The 2,955-nt window shown below is 29.3% G+C and carries 2 protein-coding genes; both read left to right on the top strand.

Annotated elements, in window-relative coordinates; genetic code table 11:
* A partial coding sequence (locus tag LQ622_RS14810) for a phosphohexomutase domain-containing protein (protein ID WP_239775469.1) occupies positions 1-1,202 on the top strand: 1,202 nt, incomplete at its 5' end.
* A 57-nt stretch (positions 1,203-1,259) separates the two neighbouring features.
* A partial coding sequence (locus LQ622_RS14805) for a CDP-glycerol glycerophosphotransferase family protein (protein ID WP_481817268.1) occupies positions 1,260-2,955 on the top strand: 1,696 nt, incomplete at its 3' end.

Here is a 2,955-nt window from a genome sequence, read left to right as displayed (position 1 = left end):
GTTCAGATGGTGGCCAGTTATTAACAGAGCCTTCATTAGAATTAAGCCGTTATATTGATACAGTAGAAGACCCATTAAATATACAAGCAGACGACTTTGAAGCGTTACAAGAACGTGAACTGATCTTACCATTTAAAGAAGAAACAACTAAAGCTTATAAAGCAGCGGTTAAAAATCTTGTCGGTTCATTTGAATCGGCTGAAACAAAAACAATTTTAACAAGTTTACATGGCACAAGTCTGCCTTTATTGTCAGATGTACTTGAAGATTTGTCATATACAAACTATGTTGTTGAAGAAAAACAATCTACACCTAACGGTGATTTTCCAACAGTGCGTATAGCCAATCCAGAGGAAGCAGATACGTTTGATTTAAGTAAACAATTAGCTGAGAAAGAACAGGCGCAACTTATTATCGCAACTGATCCAGATGCCGACAGAATCGGTATTGTTGAACGTTATGAAGATGGGACAACAAGATATTTCAATGGTAATGAGATTGGACTATTACTCATTAAACTAAGACATGCGCAATTAACAAGTGATGTACATAAATACATGATTAAATCTGTCGTAACAGGTGCTTTAAGTGAAAAACTAGCCCAATCATTGAACATTGAAGTCATCAATGTATTAACAGGTTTCAAATACATCTCAGAACAATTAAAGCAATTAGAAGATAAACAATCACAACTAGTTATAGCTTTCGAAGAAAGCCATGGTTATTTAGTAGAAGACTTCTCAAGAGATAAAGATGCGATACAAACAGCAGCACTACTGATTAAATATAAAGAACAACTGTCACAAGATAATCAAACTTTCAAAGATGTTTTAGACAATATTTATCAAGAACTAGGTCAGTATAAAGACAAGACACTCTCACCAACATTTGAAGGTGCAGAAGGACGAGAAAAAATCCAACAAATTATGAATGACTTTAAACAGTTAGAAACAATTGATATAGAGAATCTAACACCATTGTATATAGAAAACTACATCACACAAGAATCTCATAATATACAAAGTGGTGAGACAAGTACTATTCAGTTACCGCAAACAGATCTTATCAAATTTATTTTTGAAGAAGGATTTATAGCGGTTAGACCATCTGGAACAGAACCTAAAATGAAACTGTATTTCTCATTGGATGTAGAGAAATTGGATGACGTGATAGAAAAGTTCAAAAAGGTTTATTTAAAATGATTTATCATTCCCGTATGGTCTTTTATCAATTGCAATCTAATAATGATAAAAGGAGAAATGGAATTGAATAAAGCAATAGAAATTAAAGATTTTCTTTTGAATCCAGTAAAAGAGAATATTAAAAATAAAAGAGTTAGCGATAATGCTTATTATTTAAATAAAATCAGAACTACTAAAATACAAAAAAATAGTATTTTGTTTGAATCATACCATGGTGTAAATTTCACAGGAAATGCCTATGCAATTTTTACTAAAATGATAGAACTATATCCTAAAATGAAATTCTATATTGCTATAAAAAATGTCGAAGATCCGATGATAAAATGGATTAAATCGAATTTTAACAATCCAAATATTAATGTGATTAAATATGAGAGCCGTACATATTTAAAATTGCTTGCAACGTGTAAATATCTTATTAATGATACATCATTTATGCCTTACTTTACTAAAAGAGATGGCCAAGTATACGTTAATACTTGGCATGGGACTCCATTAAAAACCTTAGGAAAAGACATCAAAAATAGTGGTTTTAATGACCATAAAAATATTCAAAAAAACTTATTTACAGCTGATAAATTAATTATGCCAAATAAGTTTACTGCAGATAAGCTTATTAAAAGTCATGATCTAGATGGCATATTAACTGCAGACGTTGGTATATATGGTAATCCAAGAGTAGATTTAACCCTAAATAGTAAGAGAGAAGATATTATAAAGAAATACAACTTAACTAATTCGAAAAAAATAGTATTGTATGCTCCTACTTGGAAAAAGTCTCTCAAAGATACAACAGAAGAAGATATCAATCATTTAGCAATGGAGATTTCATTACTTCAAGATAAATTTGGTGATGAATATCAAGTATATTTAAAAGCACATTATTTCATTTATGATAAATTACAAGAACTTGGTTTAGATGATTTACTTATACCTAATTGGGTAGATACGAATGAATTATTAGCTGCTGTAGATACTTTAATAACTGACTATTCAAGTATCTTCTTCGATTATTTACCATTACAAAGACCAATATATTTCTACATGCCAGATAAAGAAATATATGAAGAAGAAAGAGGATTTTACTTAGATATTGAGGGATTACCAGGAAGTAAAGCTTATAATTTAGATGAATTAATAGATAATATCAGTAAATATCAAGACAATTACCATACATCTTTCAAAAAAGAAATTGCTCATTATTTAGAGGAATTCTGTGAGTATGATAATGGTATAGCATTAGCAAAATCTACAGATTTCATCTTGAATAAACGCAAAGAAAAAAAGATATATAAGTCTGATAAAAAAGTAGTCGTACTTTATGGTGGAGGTTTCTACAATAATGGTATTACAAACTCTGTTATAAACTTAAGTAAAAAAATAGACTACGATAAATACGAAATTATCTTAATAGAAAATGACAAGAAATTTAGAGATAAAATTCTTAACATGGAAAGACTAGATCCAAGAGTACATGTAATTAGCAAATTCTCTAGAACTAATAGAAATATTATTGATACGATAACGCAAAATCTCTTATATAGACAGGGCTATGAATCTAAATATATTAATAAAAAAATGATGAAAGCATACTTTAAGTTAGATTTTCAAAGAATCTTTGGTAACTTAAAACCTGACGTTTTAATAGATTATGGTGGTTATAACAAAATGTTTACTGCTTTATTTGCCTTTGCACCTGTAAAACAAAAAGCAATATTTTTACATAATGACATGCAAGGTGAATATGACAAAA

The organism is Mammaliicoccus sp. N-M50 (assembly GCF_022386995.1).
Classification (GTDB): Bacteria; Bacillota; Bacilli; order Staphylococcales; family Staphylococcaceae; genus Mammaliicoccus; species Mammaliicoccus sciuri_A.
Note: the sequence above shows the minus strand (reverse complement) of the source record. Positions and strands in the feature narration are given on the sequence as shown.